The following is an 18,122-nucleotide window of genomic DNA, read 5'->3' as shown; positions in this document are numbered from 1 at the left end:
TGCCCGCTTTTCTTAACGTTGGGCGCTTGATGGGCGCAAGTTATTAATCAGAGTTGCGCAGGCAACTCGCGAGAAAAATAATCAGGCAGTAAATGGTGGTGCGCGCAGTAGCGGCCGTGCAAAGGGAATGTGGACGGGGACAAACGGAGAGTAATGGCTGGCTGGCACCGGAGTGCGTTGGATTACCAGCAGCAGGGCAACGACTGCCAGCAGGAGCAAGCTTTGATCCAGCTTGGTCAGTTTGGCGATGGCCGATTGTAGCAAATCAACATCAGCATCCTGATGATCTGCATCGGCATGGTGCTCAGGGTGATCGCCCAGCATGTGCATATGAACGGATACCGGCGGTTCCTTCCCATCAAAACAAAAATGCCCATGCGCACCCAACCAGCTGCCAAGCAACCAGAGGGCGAATGCTGCAAAAGCAAAATAGGGTGAAGGTTTGGACATGAGCAATGCCGGTAAAAAATATTGTCCAAGCATAGAGAGGCTAACGGCATACATCAACCATTTCATGGTGAAACGGTTGTGAGGACATCGCCCCTAGAAATTATAAATACCGTCGAGGCTCCAGGTTTGCAGGTTTCTGCCGGGCAACGACGCGAGGAAACCGGGCAGGTAGCGCAGCAAATTATCCGGGCGATTGTGCTCGCGCTGGCCGTCGTGCATCAACACAATGTCACCGGCCTCAATGCGCTCCATGCGATTGCGGATTCCGCTCGCATTTCCCAGCAAACCCCAATCGATAATGCTGCGGTTCCACAATACGGTAGTCATATTATCGAGCGTTGCTTGCTGGCGCATCGCAAAGCGCAAGCGGCCATAGGGCGGGCGGAACCAGCGTGGGCGAACGCCGGCAATCTGTTCGATGATGTCAGAGGTTCTGGTGACTTCCTCGCGGGCAATCTCTTCCGAGGTAAACCAGGGATTGGGATGGCTGTAAGTGTGATTACCAATGGTGTGGCCCTCGGCAACGATTCGCTCTACCAAATGGGGAAATTCTTCAGCGGCCTGGCCCAGCACAAAAAAAGTTGCCTTGGCATTGTATGCACTGAGCACATCCAATATTGCCGGGGTGTACACAGGATCGGGGCCGTCATCAAACGTCAGGCAAATAGCATGCGCAGCCTGGCCGAATGCAGCGGTCGAATGGATCGGGCGCGGCAACATTGCATCGGTAAGGAGTTGTTTATTATTGTTCGGGCTGAGGTTCATGGTGGTGCTCCATCGCAAAGTGTTTGAGAAGATTGTTACGCGTTAACCAATAAGCGTGTGGTTGGATGCGATTACTTTCGCGCTCAGCCACTTGTGGAAAAAAAGCCTTCAATAACAAACGAAAATAATATTTACGCGCACGATTCAATGCGGAATCCGGCAATTGTTCGATCAAAAAACCAAATTTCTCTCCGTGCGGTGGCAACCAGCTCACACCGTGGAAAGCTTTCACCTGCACTAATTTTTCATGGGCATTGATATCTTTGGCTAATTGCGCCAGTGATGACAAAATCAATTTGCGAAAGCGCAGCGCATTGCGCATGTAATCGCGTGTTTGATGAGCGGCACCGGAAAAACATTCGCGATTAAAATGCAGTATCGCAAGCGCGTCGCCAGGTTCAATCCAGGTACCATCATTCATAATACGTCGTTCGCCGGAAAATTTTTCAAAGGAAAAACTGATTAACTCATCAAATTTTTCGACTTTATGTTGGCGTCGCCACCAGGCGTCGTACCAGCACATGCATCGATAAAATAATCCGCTGCTCATGTGTTATCTCCGTGCTTGTTCGAGTGAAAATGTTTTGGCTTTTTTAAGCAGCATCAATTTTTCCAATTCAGCAACGACACTGCTGGCGGCGTGGGGGTGTCCCAGTTTTCCGGCATTTACTTTCATGGCTTCCAGGCGTGGCTGGTTGCTAAATAGCGCACTTACTGCGCTGGAGAGCTGAGATAAATCTATATGCAAACCGGCACCATTTTTTTCCAGGAAATTCACGTTATGCATTTCCTGGCCGCCGAGGCAGCAGGTAGCGATAAAAGGTTTGCCACAAGCCAGTGTTTCACTCACGGTCAAGCCGCCCGGTTTACCGATGACAATATCGGCGGCGCAAAATAAATCGCGCATATCGCTGCGCCAGCCAAATAAATGAAATCGATGTTGATATGCGTCGGCGAGTTGCTGCAATTTTTCGTTGTCAGCCGCATGGCTCCCGGCGGTAACCAACACTTGATAGTTGTGGCGGTTGTCGTCCAGCAATTGCTGCAACGCGTCGGTCACGCCAATACCGCATTGGCCGCCGGTAATTAATAGCGTGGGGTTAGCGTCAAGCCCGAGGTTTGCGCGCGCCTGCTGTTGGGTGGGAAGGTTTTCAAAGGCAGGGATTAATGGAATACCAGTGACGCGAATACGATGGGCAGGTACACCCTGTTGGCGCAATGAATCGGCAACGTGTTGATGGCCAACGCAATAAACGGCGGTGGTGTCGCGCACCCAAACACCGTGGACGCCATAGTCGGTCAATACCCCTACAATGGGTTTGGTAATAATGCCTTTTTTAACGTAACGCGATAACAATGCGTTGGGATACATTTGCGTCGCAACAATACAATCCGGGTTGTAATCGCTCACGAATTTTTTTACACGCGCAGACAAGATGCGAAAAATGAGTGCGAGCAATCCTTGCAACAACAGTCGCCCTGCCGGTGTTTTATTGCGATTGCAAACACCATTAATAAATGTATTCAGTAATGCGCCATCGAGATTTTTATAATAAACCGGTAGTGAAAATAATGACCGCTCAAACTCTTCAGGATACGAGCGCTGTTGCTGCTCGGTTAAAAAATCCACCAGCGTTTGATCAGCTGGAATTTTTCCCGCCAACTGGCGATATAAATTTTTATCCAGGTTATAAAGTTTTTGGTAGAGCTCGGGGTGTTCTGCAGTCATGCGCAGGTAACCGTCTTGCAGTGCAGCGCTGGCTAGTGGGTCGAGTAGTTGGGTTACATCAAGATAATTGGTTTCAATGTTGGGATATTCTCGTTGTAAAACTGCGCCAATTGCTTCAGCGGCGCGCGTATGGCCGTAACCGGGGCTGGACGTTAAAAACAGAACTTTCATAGAGTTTCCTTGTTGAAATAGCGTTATTAATTTCAATCCGGTTCTGACTGGAACTGCTTTCTTAATTATTGATGTCGCGAATGTTTATGTGACCAATGTTTATATGATCTGTAATCCATATCGCTACTCCAAATAGCCATGCGTTTGGTTGAACTACTTGGAAAAAATGCCAAGCTTTGTAAAAAGCGCGCGCTGCTGTCGCTTTAGTTTTCTTAAAACGACTCAGAACGCTGGCCTTTTCAAAGCGCTGCGGTGTTGAAATTGAAATGTTGCAAAATGTTTACCAATTATAAAATCAGTAAATGCGAGGCGATGAAGGAAAAAAGTTAAAGTGACGGTTAACTCTTAAAAGCATAATAAAACAGGATTTTTATAAGCAGTACTAATGTGAAGTGATTTTCGGGATAGCCAACGAGAGCACGGCTGCAAATAAGATAAAAATACTTGCTGCCCACAGGCATACGGTCAAGCCCGCCGTTTGATAAATCCAGCCCGAGAGTAACGTACCGGCCAAACGCCCCATGGCATTGGCCATGTAATAAAAACCAACGTCCAGTGAAACGCCGTCTTCTTTGGCATGGCTGACAATTAAATACGAGTGCAGTGATGAGTTAATTGCGAAGACAATTCCAAAAATAATTAATCCACCAATTAAAACTACACCTTGCGGTAATGTTGTTGCTAACGTCGCTGCAATTGCTGCTGTCACCAATGCTAATGCGATGGCCCATGAGAATGCGGATTTTCCATCCGGTACGGTGCCGGTATTGTTGCGAAAAATGGCGGGTGTAATTGATTGCACAACACCGTAGCCAATAACCCAGGCGGCGAGGAAGCCGCTGGTCTGCCAAAAAGTCCATTGCAACTGGCTGCTTAAAAAAACCGGCAGCGCAACAACAAACCAGATGTCGCGCGCGCAAAATAAAAACAAGCGCGCGGCGGATAACATATTGATTGCACGGCTTTTGGAAAATAATTCATTAAACCCGGGTTTGTTTTTGGCTTTGCCAAGATCCTGTTGCAAAAGGATCAGGCTTGCGATCCATACGAGTGTTAATACGGCGGCCATTAATATTACAGCGGCTTTGAAACCCACCATTGCCAACAATATCCCGCCAAGGAAGAAGCCCACACCTTTTAATGCATTTTTAGAGCCGGTCAGCACCGCTACCCATTTGAACAATGCGCCTTGTTGGTCATCCGGCACCAATTGTTTAATTGCGCTTTTTGCGCTCATTTTGTTTAAATCTTTAGCGATACCGGAGAGTGCCTGTGCAGCCATTACCAACGGAATCGTTAACCACTGTGCAGGCGCCGCCAGCATTGCCAACGCAATTACCTGCAAACCCAAACCAATATTCATGGTGCGATTCAAACCAATGCGTGCGCCCAGATAACCGCCCAGCAAATTAGTGATCACCCCGAATAATTCGTAAAATAAAAATAGCGCTGCAATATGCAAAGGGCTGTAACCCAATTGATGGAAATGCAAAACCACCAGCATGCGTAAAGCGCCGTCGGTCAGGGTGAAAGCCCAGTAGTTGCCGGTAACGATGGAATATTGGTGAATTGCCGCAGAGTTTTTCATGGTTTTCGGTAGGTTTACGGTGCATACCGGATTTTATCATCGATTTATGGCTTTGCTGCTAGACTATAGCGATCAAAAAAGTACATAACCATTTCGGCCTATGAAAACTCCAATCTTCAATATCCACGACCTTATCCTCGTCCTCACCCTGGCGGTGTGTGTACTGCTGGTGATTTTCCAGTGGTTATTATCCAAACAAAAAACCATTGCTTCACTCTTGCTGAGCGGTTTTTTTGTCGGTGTAGGATTAACATCATTGTGTAATTTACTGCTGTGGAATGATTACATCCAGAGCAGTTCTGCAACAGCAAAAATACTATTGTCAGTCCTGCTTGCCACAGCAGTGGTTGGGAAAAGTGTGTGTTTATTTTTTTATGTGGTTGCTATTACGCGGGCCGACTTTCGTTGGCGTGGAGCTTACGCCTTCCACGGTTTGAATTTATTGGCGGTTATTGTCGTGATCCTCGCCTCCGGCCTGGATTCTGATCGCTTGCGTTTTATCACCACTGGCCAAACCGAAACCGGTGTGCAGCTGGTAAATTTTTTATGGTATTACCTGAAAATAGTAGCCGTGGTTTATGCCTTTGCCGCGGCCTATGTTGTGTTTCGTTATAAACAACAATTAAAGGAATTTTATTCAACATTCAGTTTGCAGGCACCGCTGTGGTTGCTGTTATTGACGATTGGTTTTACCTTGAACTGGAGTTGGTCGCTGGTGGTTCACATACTGGGCCAATCCGTTGGTGTGCAATTGGCTGATACATTTGGTATTGCGGATAACTACATTACTTTTTTATTGGTTAATGCGTTGTTTGTGTATAGCTTGCTCTATGCGCATGAGTTATTAGTGACCAAAGAAAAACCGGTCGAAAAAGAAGTGGTTGTTCCTGTAGAAATATCCCAGGATGCGATTGAACGTATTCGTCGCACTATGGAAGAACAGCAATTGTATTTAAAACAGAACCTGAATATTGAAGAGTTTGCGCGGCATGTCGGTATTCATTACCGCGAAGTATCGAGCATCATTAACAAACATTTTGATACTAATTTTTTTGAATTTGTAAATGAGTACCGTGTTAATAAAGCCAAGCAAATGCTGCTTGATGCAAACAATGCCGAGATGACCATTCTGGATATTTTGCTGGAATCCGGGTTTAACAGTAAATCATCGTTCCATCGGTTTTTTAAACGTTATACCGGAATGTCGGCGGCTGATTTCCGCAAGCAGAATTCGTAATCCCCCCTTTTGAAACGGGGCGCGTAACCAAGGGGGGTTAGAGCGTTAATTACTTGCTGGTACGGCGCAAAAACAGCAAGCCACACAATAAAAATAATCCCGCTAACGGAAATGATCCGCCACCGCCGCCTGAAGTGCTACCGCTATTTTTTGCGGAACTTGCGCCTGCTGATGAAGCTGCGGGTGCACTGCTGGCCACCGGGCTGCTGACTGCACTGCTTACTACACTACTCGCTGCACTTGAACTCATCACCGAACTGGAAACAGCAACTGAACTTGCACTGGAACTGCTGGCAGGTTCATCAGCCGGTGGTGTGCCGGTATAACCTGTTGCATTTTCCTTGGTGAGTGCGAGAACCAATATGCCATTTTTTACCAAGGCATTTTCCGGTGCAAAATCCACGCGGTTCATATCAAAACTCCAATTCGCTTTATTCCAGCGCTTGGTATCAAACGTATCAAAATCATCGCGCCAGCCACCTTCAAATGTTTTGGTGGCAGTGTTGTAGGCTTTGTATTCGATGTAATTTACAAATTGATAAACCGGTAAAACCGAATCATCCCAGGGGCCAACCCAGGCGGCGGATTCTGATGACCAGATATTAAAGCGCAAACTCTGTTTATTGGTGAGACTGGTAACGGTACTGGTGCCGTTGATGCGACGAATTTCTACACCGTCGATAAACCAGGCCACATAATCCGGCGTCCACTCCAATACGTAAGTGTGATAAGCGTCGGCGAGTGAGGTGGCATTTGTGTGATGTTGCTCGCTATTAATAGTTGGGCGCGAACTGCCAAGGATCACATTGCTTTGCCATTCGGTTGCATTATTTTTGCCGAAAATTTCGATATCGATTTCTTCCCAGAATGTATTTCCGATTTCCGAACCATCTTTGTAGGTAAAAAATGTGGATAGAACACCGCTCGCCCTGGCGACGCGCATGCGCATTTCGTAGCGACCATAGAGATAGCTATCGCTCGAAAAAATTTCCGCACCTTTGTAAGGTTTGGCGGTGACGATACTGGACGTGAAGCTTGCGGCCAGTGCCAGCAAAATAATAAAAATACTGCGCATGTTTTACCCCGATAACACCTAATGAGTGAACAATAAAATAGACGAACAAAAATAATAAAAACGGAGCCGGCAACAAAAGCATTGCCGGCTCCAAAGGCTGTAAAGCAATTAATTAAATTTTAGTCAGTTTAATCCAATCGATATTGAAGCCACCGCTGTTGGCGTAAATCGCCAGGTTTTGTGTACCGGCATTCAAATAGATGTTATGCGAGATAGTTTGGTAGTTGCCCCAACCGCCGGTATTGGGGACACTCAGGGTACCAAGGCCCACGCCATCGCGATCCAGTGTGAACTGTGCAGTGGTGAGTGCTGAGGCAACCCGGTATTCCACGCGGTAGGTGCCGGTTTGGGGGATGTTCACATTACGGTACTTGAACCACTCTCCCGAATCGATGTAGCCGACGGTGCCACCGGATACCGTCACGCTGCCACCTACTTCATTATAATTTTCTGCTTCGATATGGATGCTGGTTGCGGGTGCCGCGCTGCTGGATGAATTGCCGGAACCAGAGTCCGCCGGTGGGGTGCCGTTATAGCCCGTTTGGCCCTCGCGGGTCAGTGCCAGTATCAGCGTGCCATTTTTTACCACTACGTTGTTGGGTTCAAAATCGGCCAGGTTTTCGCCGAAGGTCCAGTTGGCCTTATTCCAGCGGTTGGTATCAAAGCTGTTGAAATCATCGCGCCAGCCGGTGCCAAAACTATTGGTTGCTGCGACCCAGGGCTTGTACTCGATGTAATTCACGAATTGGTACACCGGCAGAATGTTGGGGTTAAAGGCGCCCACCCACTCGGCAATATTGGCCGCCCAAAGGTTAAAGCGGATATCTTGCGGGCTGGTCAGGCTGGTTACGAACTGCCCACCATTGATGCGGCGTACCTGGGTACCGTTTACAAACCAGGCGATGTAGCCGGGTGTCCACTCCAATACATAGGTGTTGTAACCATTCCCCAATGAATAAGGCATGGTATGAACGCCTTCGGTTTTGGTGGTGGGGCGGTTGGTACCGATAATTACGTTGCTTTGCCATTGGGTAGCGTCGTTTTTGCCGAAGATTTCAATGTCAATCTCCTCCCAAAATACGCCGGCTTGTTCGGAACCATTTTTGTAGGTGAAGAAAGTGGATAGGACTCCACTTCCTTTAGCGACCTGCATACGCATCTCGTAGCGGCCGTACTTGTAGGTTTGTTTGGAATAAATTTCGGCGGCCTTGTACGGCTTGGCCTGGGTTGAACTGGTAAAACCGATAGTCGCGGCGAGCGCAAAGAGCACGCCCGTTAAGCGGTTGAGTTTAAACATAGCGAGTACCTTTTATCTTTATTAGAAACGCTGGATATCTGTAGAAGAAAGTTCCGCCACAGACAGTGGTGGCGTGGCAACAACCGGATACCACAGGGCTTATCTTGTAGATGTGCGCAACGCGCGTCGCACCAGTTTGCGCAAGCTGCGTAAACTGGTGCTGAGCAGTTTAAGGGCGGGATTTCTGGTGCGGATATTTGCCGGAACAACCCACTGGGCCGTCTTTGCCTATGCGTTGGATGCGGAAAATCTTACCCATTCCCACGGCAATTTCTCACAGATTTTATTCCGGCCACGGCTTACATTGATCATGAAGGAACCGGTACCTTCCAGGATGGAAGGTGAATCTCGTCAGTTGTTACAGTGAGGAAGGGTTATGGATAAGGATGATCTTGATATTGCGTCATTGCTGGCTCGCTTTAATGCGCAGCCTGTTCCCCGCCCGGCAAACGATACGCCCCAAAAGTTGTTGATGGCCCTCTTTTTTATGGTAGTGGGGCTGATATTAATGGCAACGGGCTTTATCAGTTTGCTATTACGATTGGCCAGCATGGTGCATTTGCCCATGTTGTGGTTGATACAGCGAACGAAGAATTATCAACAGGTAAATATAGAACTCGAGCGGCGATTAAAGCATCGCTAGCGAATATGCGATCATCGTGACGAACGGACAGCAATCCAGCGTGGCTGCCCGATTTTTCCTGCGCGCACCGCCGGGGTTTCCTGGCAGTGCGATTCTTCGCAACTGGTTGCGGGTCCGGGCAACCCTGAGCCTGACGTCCTCCAGCCCGCTTTGAACATCCTGAAACGATGCTTGCTTAAATAGTACCTCCGGCGCACAATACTGTTTTTATATACAGTATTGGGGGTGAGATTATGGTGTTTGATGATCAGGATTTTATCCACCCTGAACACTGGATCGCGGCCAAACCCCAAGCCCATAAAGGGCGTGGTGCAGTGACTAATATTGTTGGCCGTTATGAAACCCAATTGATCGAAACAGTGGATGACGGCTGGAAGCCCTATGAGGATGACACGGATATCCATCCCGAATTAACAACCCTGGTCACCCCCGAATTGGCCAAGACTATTCTCAGTCGCAACCAATCACCGGATATTCCCTTTAGTGTTTCGCTTAATCCCTATCGCGGTTGCGAACATGGTTGCATCTATTGTTTTGCGCGGCCAACCCACGCGTACCTCGGTTTATCGCCGGGCCTTGATTTTGAAACACGGCTCTACGCCAAAACCAATGCTGCTGAAGTATTGCGCCGCGAACTCGCCCACAAGAATTACGAGCCGAACCCGATTGCCTTTGGTGTAAATACTGATGCCTACCAACCCTGCGAGCGCGACTTAAAAATTACTCGCCAATGCCTGGAAGTGTTCCATGAGTGCGATCACCCGGTGGGCATGATTACCAAATCGGCGCTGATCGAACGGGATATCGACTTGCTGCAAGCCATGGCGAAAAAAAACCTCGCGGCCGCGGCTATAACAATCACTACATTGGATCACCGCATCTCACGCATTTTGGAACCGCGCGCCGCATCGCCAACCCGGCGTTTGCAAACTATTGAGCGTTTAACCAAAGCAGGTATTCCGACAATGGTGAGCGTAGCACCGATCATTCCATTTATTACTGAACAGGAAATCGAAAAAGTATTAAGCGCTGCTGCCGATGCCGGCGCAACGGCCGCGGGTTACACCGTGTTGCGGTTGCCGTGGGAAATTAATCCGCTCTTTCAGGAATGGCTGCAAACCCATTTTCCCGAGCGTGCGGAACGCGTGATGAATCGCGTCCGCGATATGCGCGGCGGCAAAGATTACGATGCAAATTTTGCCACGCGCATGCGCGGTGAAGGATTGTGGGCCGATATGATCCGGCAGCGTTTTATGAAAGGTTTAAAACGTTATGGTTTGGATAAAAGCCGGCGTTACGGTGAATTGGATTGTTCGCGTTTCCGCAAACCGTTGAGTATTCCGGTGAAGGAAAATAGCAATGGACAGATGGATATTTTTGGGTAATCCCGCTTGCTACTTGCGCCGTTTCAACCGAGGGTTGGAAAAGATTTAAAACCCTCCGATCAACCTACCCAACATTGCCATTGCATCATCAACTTCCTTATCCCATGGATAACCATAATTCAATCGGATGCAATTACGAAAACGGCGTGTTGCCGAAAAAATTGGACCCGGGGCGATGCTGATACCTTGCGCGAGCGCCATGGAAAATAATTGCAAACTGTCGACTTGCTCAGGCAATTCCACCCACAAAAAATAACCACCGTTAGGGCGGCTGACGCGTGTATTTTTGGGAAAATATTTGGCGATGGCATTGAGCATTAATTGTTGTTGGTGTTCGAGCGTCTCGCGCAATTTTCGCAAATGGCGATCATAACCGCCCTGCTGTAAATAATCGGCAAGTGCTGCTTGCGCAGGAATCGAAGGAGAAATAGTCGTCATCAATTTCAAGCGATGGATTTGTTCAGCATAACGCCCCGCTGCAACCCAACCCACGCGATAACCCGGCGCCAGGTTTTTGGAAAAAGAGCCGCAATGCATCACAATACCTGCGCGATCAAAATGCTTGACGGGTTTGTGTGGCGTGAGGCCAAAATATAATTCGGAGTAAACATCATCTTCAATTAATGGCACTTGATGGCGATGCAGTAAATCGTAGAGTTGTTGTTTTTTTTCATCGCTCATGGAGGCGCCGAGCGGGTTGTGAAAACTGCTCATTAACCAGCACGCTTTAATGGGCAAGCGCTGCAAACTTTCTTCGAGTGTTTGCAAATGAATTCCATCGCGTGGATGCACGGGAATTTCCACGGCTTTTAATTGCAAGCGTTCAAGGATTTGCAGCGCTGCATAAAATGTTGGCGTTTCAATCGCAACCAGGTCACCCGGTTTGGTGACAACTTGCATGCATAAATTTAATGCTTCCAGTGCACCGTTGGTGATGACTAATTCTTCCGGTGCATGCATGACACCATTAACGCGATAGCGCAGTGCAATCTGGCGGCGCAATTGCGGATTGCCGCTGGTGATATCGGTCAGGATGGTTTTTGCCGGCATTTGCTGCAAACTTTTGCTCATGGAGCGCGCGAGGCGTGCGAGCGGGAATAGATCGGGGCTGGGAAATGCAGAGCCAAGTGGAATGGTGTCCGGATCTTTAATGGAACCTAACACTGAAAATACTAATTCACTCACATCGACCGGTGTGGTTTCCGCGATGCGCGGGCTCATTTCCGGTTCGGCGAGCGCATTTTTTACTTGCGTACAAACAAAATAACCCGAGCGTGGCCGCGCCTGGATCAGGCCGCGGCTTTCCAATAAATAATAGGCTTCGAATACGGTTGCCGGGCTCACATTATAGGTACGGCTGGCGGTGCGCACCGAGGGTACTTTTTCATTCGGTGCGAGCACGCCGCTGCGAATTAATTCGGCGATTTCATCAGCCAGCTTTTCATATAATTTCATCTCAGTTTAAAGCAACCTCATAAAAATTATTGCGCTGGATACATAAAGTTAGCCGCTTCGTGAGTGACCAGGTTGGGTGCCGAGCTGTTTACCAATTCGAAATCAAAATGAAGCATGCCAGCCTCTTTGGTTTGCAGGGGTTTCATTTTTACGGTGACCGGGAAATCGTAAACTTCACCGGCAGCGAGTGTGAATTGATAAGTGCGCGACAGCGATAAGCCTTCAGCGTTATGCAATTTTAAATTGTATTGGGCAGAATGCTGGGTTTTGTTGGTAATTTTCATGCGATACACATTCATGACATCACCGTCGCTGGTATAGCGATAAAGCACGCTACGATCTTTCACTACGCTCATATCTACCAGTTCGCGAGAATTAAGCGATACCACTAGTGCAGCAAACACCATGGCGATGATTGCACCATAACCCAATAAGCGCGGACGCAGGATTTTTTCCGGCTCACCGGCGAGTGCAGCTTCCGAAGTATAACTGACCAGGCCGCGGTCATAGCCCATTTTATCCATCACGTCGTCGCAGGCATCTATACACGCGGCGCAACCGATGCAATCCATTTGCAATCCATCGCGAATATCAATTCCAGTGGGACATACTTGCACGCACATATAACAATCGATGCAATCGCCAAGGCCGAGCGCTTTGTGATCATCGGTTTTTTTGCGCGAACCGCGCGCGTCACCCCGTGCGGCATCGTAGGCGATAACCATCGTGTTACGGTCAAACATCACGCTTTGGAAACGCGCGTAAGGGCACATATGCAAACACACTTTTTCGCGTACCCAGCCGGCGTTCATATAAGTGAGTGATGCCACTATGCCGACCCAGATTGCGCTACTGCTGAACCATTCGAAGTGCGCGAGGTTTTGCACCAGTTCGCGCACGGGTACAAAGTAACCGACAAAGGCGATTCCGGTGGCGACACTCATTAGCAGCCATAAAACATGTTTGCTGCTGCGTTTAAACAATTTGGAAAAAGTTAATTCTGCATGTTGCAATTTTATGCGTTGGTTGCGATCACCTTCGGTGATTTTTTCCGCCCAGATAAACGCCCAGGTCCACACACTTTGGGGGCAGGTATAACCGCACCAGACTCGACCTGCCACCATGGTTACGGCGAAGAGCAGTAGCGCGCCGATAATCATCACAAATGACAGCAGCATAAAATCCTGTGGCCAAAAGGTCGTACCGAACACATGGAATTGACGTGTGTCCAGATCCCAGAGTATCGCCTGATGGCCATTCCAGTTAATCCAGGACGTACCAAAAAATAACAACGCCAGGAAGCCTGCGCCCAGCAACCGCAAATTGCGGAAGCGGCCAGTGAAACTGCGGGTGAATATCTTGCCTTCATGCAGGGTTTTGTTGGCGGGGTTTTTATCGTCCGGTAAGTTTTTGGCAGGAATCAGGATTTGGACTGGTGAATCGCTCATGGGGACCTCATCCACAATGGACTTATTGACACGGTGGTAACTGATATTACTATGCGCGCGAATCTGTACTGAAAACAGATTCAGATAATCCAAAAAAAACCATATCAGATGTGAAAGGACCCAGTAGTTGAGAGCTATTCGCAAAGCGTTTGGGGTAAGGCTGGGGAAAAAATTGAATCGCTGAATCGCTCAGATTAATTACACACATTGGCATATTGTTTATTCACAGCGGCTGGCAAACCAAAAACCCGGTCAAATGCCCAGGTAAACACAAAGGTGTAAACCAGGAAAAATACCAACAAACCCAGGTCCATCAGCAGCGCTTGCCAGAAACTTACGTCATACCACCAGGCCACCAGTGGAATCAGGAATATCAATAACCCGCCTTCAAAGCCTATGGCGTGAAGGATGCGTACGCCCAGGCTACGGCCTTGTTGTTTGCGACTGGCTTCCCAGCGTTCAAACAACCCGTTGAAAATCAGGTTCCAGATAATTGCTACTGCTGATGCGGCCACGGCCAAGCCCAGCGATTCTGCCGCCCCGGCATTGCTCATCAGTTCCAGCAGGATCGCGGAGAGCACAATCGCGATAAATTCATACAGGCCCACATATACCACCCTGCGCTTTGCCCCTTGCAGTCCTACCAATTGCATAACTACCTCTAGCGTTGGCTATTAAATAAACTTTATGTATTTTCAGTGGATTTCACTGATAGAAAAAGTTAGCTACTATCAGAAATACTGAAAGATGAGGCTATAGAGATGAATGGCGTATTTAATTCAGAGATGGTTGCGGTATTTCTGGCGGTGATGGATACGGGATCATTCTCGGCGGCGGCACGCCAGTTGGGGCGCGTTCCCTCGGCCATCAGCATGGCCATTGCCAACCTGGAAGCTGAGCTGGCGCTTGAGTTATTTGATCGCAGCGGCCGCGAACCAAAACCGACTGCGCAAGCCTTGGCGCTGGAACCGCAAGCGCGCTTGCTGGTTGCGCAGTTACAACAACTGAATACCCAGGCACTGGAGTTGAGCCAGGGCCTGGAAACCCGGTTGACCCTGGTGATCGCGCCGGAATTGCAATCCACCCAGTGGGTTCGTCCGTTGCAAGTACTTGCGCGCGAATATCCGTCGTTAGAAGTCCAGGTCATCACCGCGCCGCAAACGGATGCGCTGCGTTTATTACATGATGGGGGCGCGCAACTCGCACTGGTCTTCCAACGCCCGGCAGCGGATGGTCGCGAAAGCTTTCAGGAAGTCGGCCGCGAAACGCTGGTCGCCGTAATCGCCCGCCAGCATCTGCTACTGCAAGAACTATCGTCGCAAGGCCAACTGAGCGACACCCAATTGCGCCCTGTCCGGCAAGTCATGGTTGGGAGCCGAAGCCAGAATGATGTTAATAATCCGGGCGGCCCGTTTTGTATTACCTCGGAACATTACTGGCGGGTTGATCATCCGGAGTCTGCATTGCAAATGGTGCTATCCGGCCTCGGTTGGGCCTGGTTGCCGCGCACATTTGTGCAACCTTATATCAACGGCCAGATGTTGGTGGAATTACCCATCGCCAACTTCACTAACGGCGAGGAACTGTGGGTCGACCTGGTCTGGTCGCGCGAGCGGCCCCTGGGTTTAGGTGCGCAAAAATTTATTGCGTTGATGGCGGAGCAGTATCGCCAAACGCGGTGAGGAGGTGAAAATCCGCTACTGCAATACAGTAGCGGATTTTTATTTACTGGCAGGCCCACTCAATGATTGGATTATTATATTGCTGGCTTTGTGACGCTGGTTTGCATTGGGTGTTATAACCTTTTTCTGTGGTGCTTAACGGGCAGCTGGCATCACCACAGACTGTATATCTTCCCATGTCATTAGGTCCTGGATTGAGGATCCCGTTCGTGTATTTACACGATTGCCCCAAGACTATGCCCGATTGACAGGCAGTGCTGGTTCTAACCAAATTTGGCTGCAAGCAAGTGCCAGTATTAATGGTGTTGCCAATCACGTTAATTGTGCATGTTGGAGGAGAGGTAAAGGGTGCTGAGGACACCAGTGTTCGGGTAGCAAACCACGCATTACTGTTATTGTCTTTGCAGCGTTGATTGGTAGTTTGTTGTTGAGCTGTTGATGAAGTGCTGGTTATTTCCCATGAACATGAAGCCGGAGTATTGGCAAACGATGGGAAAGATACAAATGCAATGCAGCTCACAGTTAACGCTGAAATAAATTTAAATAACTTCATGAAAATATCCCTAATTACAATGGTAAAAAATAATAAGCAGATTGATGAAATCTCCCTGGTTAGTTATCTATCCGCGTTTGAATAGAAAACTGTATTCATCAATTACTTGTTCTACCTGAATTCCATTCCAGATAATTGAACCGGGTAATTGTTTACTTTGGCTCAATCCTGTTCCCGTTTTGTGCGCCATAAAAAATGGCTTCACCTTTCATGTTGTTGTTAATAATTAAATTTGAAAGTATGTTTCTTTTGTAGCGCTTAAATAATAGCATCATGAAAATAATTTTCAGTTTATTTAAGCGACAACATCAAGGCTTTTAGTTGAAAAAGCAACATTTTCTTGAAGAAATGTGGGTATTCTGCAAGGTGTGAAGGGATTGGTGCGGGCACCTTTGGGAAGGATCCGCACCAACATTGCTAGCGGAGAACAACCATTATTTTATTGCGTACAGCAACCACAAACCGATTGGGAACCGGGAACGGTTGTGGTCCATTGTCCATTCCAGTTTTTCTTTTCTGCGCTGCACACCGTCGGGCATTTATTTTGTGCATCAATGTTGTCCCAGATCGGGCCGGCATTGGAGTCGCTGCAACTTTTTGAAATCACCGGAATGGTATTTAACACGGCATAAGGTGCAGGCATGTTTGCCCCCAACACATGGCTTATACCAATAAGGCGCGATGCCAGTGGTGCAATGGGCGAAGAATAGGAAGTCGGGTTATGGCACATGAAACAATTTTGCACATTATCCAAATTGCTGTTGGTAGCAAATTGCTGGAATGTTTCAGCGGTGCTGTTGGCAAGGTTCACCGAACCTATTGCATCGCTTTGATCCAATTGCCACCAATTAGCGGTGTTAGTTGAATAAATATTCGGAGCCATCCACACAGTGCCAATCAAATCGTAATGCGCAAATTGCGCCTGCTTTTTTTGTCCCTTTAAAAAATTTTGCGACGCTCTATTCAGGCTGGCAATGTTTTGCACACCACCAGGCTGGTTTTCGCCACCGGTTTTATTTTCCAGGACTACATTGGTGACGGGTGAAAATTTTTGCGTTTTTTCATTGAACGTCAATGTCGCTGGTAAATCCTGGTTGCTGATATTGACCTGGGTGTAAGGGGTTTTCGCTTTGTAAAAGGTGTAATTTTTATCAGCCGGCGCCATGCTGGTGTTGAAGGTATTATCCGGCACCATGGGCGCATTCAGGTTGTGCTCGAACGTCGCCCATAAAAATTCCGGGTGATTGATTGTGGTGCCCACCACATGCAAACCAACCAATGCCACGGTGACAGTGACAAATTTTCCTTCCACCGGTACCGCATTGCCTTCTTTCACGGTTAACACCGGCACTTCGGCTTTCATGGTGTAAGCGCCTTCCGGTGCTTTTTCATTGCTGTCCAGGCGCAACCAGGTTGCTTTGAATACTGCAGCGCCGACAGGGAAATAACTCTCCTTATCGGTATTTTTGCTGTAGTCACCTGTAATGATCAGATTATTTTTTGCAGTTTGGAAATATTCCGGATTCATATGCACCGAGGCATATACCGGATAACCATTTTGTGAAACCAGCATATTGCCATCGGCTTCCACAATGGCGCCGGCAACTTGCGCCTTGCTGTTGGTGTGAGGTTTAAGTGCGCGCGTGCCCAGTTTTAATACGCGCTTGCCGTTTTTTAATAAACCGCTTTGGTTTCCCAATAATTCGTCGGGTGTGGAAAATTGCAAAAAACGTGGGCTGTTATCGATTAATGCTGTTGCCCATACAAAGGCTTCCCATGACCATTCGTGAAAATCGCAATCCGATGCGTTTAATGGCGTATTTTCCGTTGGAATTTTTGCAGCGGGCTGCAGGTAGCGTACCAGGCCTTCACTCCAGCCCAGTGATGGACACATGGGTGTAGCGCCGGGTTTGGCATCGTCAGCCAATGCCGGTATTGCAAACGCGCCAGCTGCAACCAGCGCCGAAACGGAAAAAATTTTTCTAATAGAATGCAAGGATTTAATTCTCATATGGTTTCCTTTGAAAAGGTAAATGGTTCTACAACCTACCGCGTCTATACCTCATTAACGTGCAGCAAGCCTAACCCTAGAAGAGGAATACTTATTTACCAATCGGAAAGATTACGTGACATTACAGCGATCCATAAAGACGTGCGGTGAGTGCTCGCGACGCTATATGGGCAGTATTTTATGGATGAAATTCGCGGTGCAGATCCGGTGCAATTCGCAGACGAAAAATAGGCGGAAATTAATTATCGACGTGGCGTCTTATAAGGCTGTGATCGCGAGCACATTTGCCCGCTGGATTTATTATCATACAAATGTAAATATGCTCCCAACGGTACAAGTTGTATAACCTTGTACTGTTCCCTCTCCGGGATTTTTTGAATCGGCTTATTCCCCATAACCGCTTCCAACGGCGTTACCCGGACAATTTCAACAACAATAAGATTGCACGAACAACGTTTTGTATTCCTCGATTGCGCATGGTTTCGGTCAATCCGTCTACACAATTAATAATCCCGGGCGGAACATAATATGTTTACACAATCCTCTACCACAGCTTCCCGTTTTACGCTGAAGGCAACTGCCGCAGCGATTGCATTACTCACAGGTTCCACTGCATTTGCAGCGGCGACAGGG

The 18,122-nt window shown here is 48.1% G+C and carries 18 protein-coding genes; 5 read left to right on the top strand and 13 right to left on the bottom strand.

Annotated features, from left to right (window positions below; translation table 11 throughout):
• Positions 1-81: 81 nt before the first annotated feature.
• From A596_RS20700 to arsJ, 5 genes are all read right to left on the bottom strand, one after another.
• On the bottom strand, positions 82-450 hold the full coding sequence (locus A596_RS20700) for a hypothetical protein (RefSeq protein ID WP_152600253.1): 369 nt from the start codon (positions 448-450) through the stop codon (positions 82-84).
• Positions 451-543: 93 nt separating this feature from the next.
• Entirely contained in the window at positions 544-1,215 is a 672-nt protein-coding gene (locus A596_RS22395) for a polysaccharide deacetylase family protein (RefSeq protein ID WP_052417757.1), read from the bottom strand.
• Entirely contained in the window at positions 1,193-1,765 is a 573-nt protein-coding gene (locus A596_RS20690) for a YkoP family protein (RefSeq protein ID WP_039918511.1), read from the bottom strand. The genes A596_RS22395 and A596_RS20690 overlap by 23 nt, the downstream gene beginning before the upstream one ends.
• A gap of 3 nt (positions 1,766-1,768) precedes the next feature.
• The gene (locus tag A596_RS20685; protein ID WP_039918508.1) at positions 1,769-3,115 is read right to left on the bottom strand and encodes an MGDG synthase family glycosyltransferase; all 1,347 of its coding nucleotides are present in this window, start codon (positions 3,113-3,115) and stop codon (positions 1,769-1,771) included.
• A 382-nt stretch (positions 3,116-3,497) separates the two neighbouring features.
• Complete coding sequence (gene arsJ, locus A596_RS20680) at positions 3,498-4,703, bottom strand: organoarsenical effux MFS transporter ArsJ (protein WP_039918506.1); 1,206 nt, start codon at positions 4,701-4,703, stop codon at positions 3,498-3,500.
• Between the two features lie 100 nt (positions 4,704-4,803).
• On the opposite strand from arsJ, the gene A596_RS20675 reads away from it, so the two are divergent.
• Positions 4,804-5,940, top strand: a complete 1,137-nt coding sequence (locus A596_RS20675) for a helix-turn-helix domain-containing protein (protein ID WP_039918503.1) — start codon at positions 4,804-4,806, stop codon at positions 5,938-5,940.
• Positions 5,941-5,989: 49 nt separating this feature from the next.
• Here the strand turns inward: A596_RS20675 and A596_RS20670 are convergent, their stop codons facing one another.
• Both A596_RS20670 and A596_RS20665 read right to left on the bottom strand, forming a co-directional pair.
• Positions 5,990-7,015: a family 16 glycosylhydrolase gene (locus tag A596_RS20670; RefSeq protein ID WP_039918502.1), complete on the bottom strand. Its 1,026-nt coding sequence runs from the start codon at positions 7,013-7,015 to the stop codon at positions 5,990-5,992.
• Positions 7,016-7,127: 112 nt separating this feature from the next.
• On the bottom strand, positions 7,128-8,312 hold the full coding sequence (locus A596_RS20665) for a carbohydrate-binding protein (RefSeq protein ID WP_039918499.1): 1,185 nt from the start codon (positions 8,310-8,312) through the stop codon (positions 7,128-7,130).
• A 73-nt stretch (positions 8,313-8,385) separates the two neighbouring features.
• On the opposite strand from A596_RS20665, the gene A596_RS20660 reads away from it, so the two are divergent.
• From A596_RS20660 to A596_RS20650, 3 genes are all read left to right on the top strand, one after another.
• Positions 8,386-8,679: a hypothetical protein gene (locus A596_RS20660; protein ID WP_152600252.1), complete on the top strand. Its 294-nt coding sequence runs from the start codon at positions 8,386-8,388 to the stop codon at positions 8,677-8,679.
• Positions 8,680-8,688: 9 nt separating this feature from the next.
• Complete coding sequence (locus A596_RS20655) at positions 8,689-8,955, top strand: hypothetical protein (RefSeq protein WP_039918493.1); 267 nt, start codon at positions 8,689-8,691, stop codon at positions 8,953-8,955.
• A gap of 233 nt (positions 8,956-9,188) precedes the next feature.
• Positions 9,189-10,340, top strand: a complete 1,152-nt coding sequence (locus A596_RS20650; RefSeq protein ID WP_052417756.1) for a PA0069 family radical SAM protein — start codon at positions 9,189-9,191, stop codon at positions 10,338-10,340.
• Between the two features lie 45 nt (positions 10,341-10,385).
• On the opposite strand, the gene mapR is transcribed toward A596_RS20650, so the two are convergent.
• From mapR to A596_RS20635, 3 genes are all read right to left on the bottom strand, one after another.
• Positions 10,386-11,795 (bottom strand): GntR family transcriptional regulator MpaR, encoded by a 1,410-nt coding sequence (gene mapR / locus A596_RS20645; RefSeq protein WP_039918491.1) that lies wholly within the window; start codon positions 11,793-11,795, stop codon positions 10,386-10,388.
• 26 nt (positions 11,796-11,821) lie between these two features.
• Positions 11,822-13,243: a cytochrome c oxidase accessory protein CcoG gene (ccoG, locus tag A596_RS20640; RefSeq protein WP_039918488.1), complete on the bottom strand. Its 1,422-nt coding sequence runs from the start codon at positions 13,241-13,243 to the stop codon at positions 11,822-11,824.
• A 194-nt stretch (positions 13,244-13,437) separates the two neighbouring features.
• Entirely contained in the window at positions 13,438-13,896 is a 459-nt protein-coding gene (locus A596_RS20635; protein ID WP_152600251.1) for a PACE efflux transporter, read from the bottom strand.
• A gap of 108 nt (positions 13,897-14,004) precedes the next feature.
• Between A596_RS20635 and A596_RS20630 the strand changes: the two genes are divergently transcribed.
• Positions 14,005-14,925 carry a LysR family transcriptional regulator gene (locus tag A596_RS20630; protein ID WP_039918485.1) on the top strand — a complete coding sequence of 307 codons (921 nt, stop codon included), beginning with the start codon at positions 14,005-14,007 and terminating at the stop codon, positions 14,923-14,925.
• Between the two features lie 43 nt (positions 14,926-14,968).
• On the opposite strand, the gene A596_RS23015 is transcribed toward A596_RS20630, so the two are convergent.
• From A596_RS23015 to A596_RS23395, 3 genes are all read right to left on the bottom strand, one after another.
• Positions 14,969-15,478, bottom strand: coding sequence for a hypothetical protein (locus A596_RS23015; protein WP_152600250.1), 510 nt, complete (start codon positions 15,476-15,478; stop codon positions 14,969-14,971).
• Between the two features lie 67 nt (positions 15,479-15,545).
• A complete protein-coding gene (locus A596_RS23760) occupies positions 15,546-15,668 on the bottom strand; it encodes a hypothetical protein (RefSeq protein WP_268745707.1) in 123 nt (40 codons plus the stop codon).
• A gap of 249 nt (positions 15,669-15,917) precedes the next feature.
• A complete protein-coding gene (locus A596_RS23395; RefSeq protein ID WP_039918481.1) occupies positions 15,918-17,489 on the bottom strand; it encodes a mannan-binding lectin in 1,572 nt (523 codons plus the stop codon).
• Positions 17,490-18,122 lie beyond the last annotated feature (633 nt).

This window comes from Cellvibrio mixtus subsp. mixtus J3-8, assembly GCF_000766945.1.
GTDB classification, from domain to species: Bacteria; Pseudomonadota; Gammaproteobacteria; order Pseudomonadales; family Cellvibrionaceae; genus Cellvibrio; species Cellvibrio mixtus_A.
Note: the sequence above shows the minus strand (reverse complement) of the source record. Positions and strands in the feature narration are given on the sequence as shown.

Excerpts from the sequence above, each read along its gene's own strand:
- A596_RS20700 (WP_152600253.1), bottom strand. The coding sequence starts at position 450 with ATGTCCAAACCTTCACCCTATTTTGCTTTTGCAGCATTCGCCCTCTGG.
- A596_RS22395 (WP_052417757.1), bottom strand. The coding sequence starts at position 1,215 with ATGAACCTCAGCCCGAACAATAATAAACAACTCCTTACCGATGCAATG.
- A596_RS20690 (WP_039918511.1), bottom strand. The coding sequence starts at position 1,765 with ATGAGCAGCGGATTATTTTATCGATGCATGTGCTGGTACGACGCCTGG.
- A596_RS20685 (WP_039918508.1), bottom strand. The coding sequence starts at position 3,115 with ATGAAAGTTCTGTTTTTAACGTCCAGCCCCGGTTACGGCCATACGCGC.
- arsJ (WP_039918506.1), bottom strand. The coding sequence starts at position 4,703 with ATGAAAAACTCTGCGGCAATTCACCAATATTCCATCGTTACCGGCAAC.
- A596_RS20675 (WP_039918503.1), top strand. The coding sequence starts at position 4,804 with ATGAAAACTCCAATCTTCAATATCCACGACCTTATCCTCGTCCTCACC.
- A596_RS20670 (WP_039918502.1), bottom strand. The coding sequence starts at position 7,015 with ATGCGCAGTATTTTTATTATTTTGCTGGCACTGGCCGCAAGCTTCACG.
- A596_RS20665 (WP_039918499.1), bottom strand. The coding sequence starts at position 8,312 with ATGTTTAAACTCAACCGCTTAACGGGCGTGCTCTTTGCGCTCGCCGCG.
- A596_RS20655 (WP_039918493.1), top strand. The coding sequence starts at position 8,689 with ATGGATAAGGATGATCTTGATATTGCGTCATTGCTGGCTCGCTTTAAT.
- A596_RS20650 (WP_052417756.1), top strand. The coding sequence starts at position 9,189 with ATGGTGTTTGATGATCAGGATTTTATCCACCCTGAACACTGGATCGCG.
- mapR (WP_039918491.1), bottom strand. The coding sequence starts at position 11,795 with ATGAAATTATATGAAAAGCTGGCTGATGAAATCGCCGAATTAATTCGC.
- ccoG (WP_039918488.1), bottom strand. The coding sequence starts at position 13,243 with ATGAGCGATTCACCAGTCCAAATCCTGATTCCTGCCAAAAACTTACCG.
- A596_RS20635 (WP_152600251.1), bottom strand. The coding sequence starts at position 13,896 with ATGCAATTGGTAGGACTGCAAGGGGCAAAGCGCAGGGTGGTATATGTG.
- A596_RS20630 (WP_039918485.1), top strand. The coding sequence starts at position 14,005 with ATGAATGGCGTATTTAATTCAGAGATGGTTGCGGTATTTCTGGCGGTG.
- A596_RS23015 (WP_152600250.1), bottom strand. The coding sequence starts at position 15,478 with ATGAAGTTATTTAAATTTATTTCAGCGTTAACTGTGAGCTGCATTGCA.
- A596_RS23760 (WP_268745707.1), bottom strand. The coding sequence starts at position 15,668 with ATGGCGCACAAAACGGGAACAGGATTGAGCCAAAGTAAACAATTACCC.
- A596_RS23395 (WP_039918481.1), bottom strand. The coding sequence starts at position 17,489 with ATGAGAATTAAATCCTTGCATTCTATTAGAAAAATTTTTTCCGTTTCG.